Origin of the sequence: Candidatus Methylobacter oryzae (assembly GCF_003994235.2) — a bacterium.
GTDB lineage: Bacteria > Pseudomonadota > Gammaproteobacteria > Methylococcales > Methylomonadaceae > Methylobacter_A > Methylobacter_A oryzae.
This window is the reverse complement of record NZ_RYFG02000009.1, coordinates 1-251: the sequence shown is the minus strand read 5'-3', so window position 1 is coordinate 251 and position 251 is coordinate 1. Positions and strand designations below refer to the sequence as shown.

Sequence of the window (251 nt, the reverse complement as noted above, 5' to 3'; positions counted from 1 at the left end):
CGCCGCTACGCGGATCAAGCGAATAACTGCCGGAAGGAAAAATATACTGCCAGCCCCATTCCGTTGCCGCATTCGGGTATTTTTGCGCCAGAGCATCGGGTAGGAACACATTGGCCTTGCCGACGCGATTGTCATCGTCAAATAATAGCCGCCGCTGTACCAAATGCGCCTGTAACCCGGTCACCACCGAAGACGGCAACATCGTTACCCTATCTTTTCCGCCCTTGCCGTCGCGTATCAGAATCTCGTTA

The 251-nt window shown here is 54.2% G+C and carries 1 pseudogene; it reads right to left on the bottom strand.

From position 1 onward, the window contains the following. Window positions 1-251, bottom strand: a pseudogene (locus tag EKO24_RS22495) (integron integrase); the annotation flags it as partial.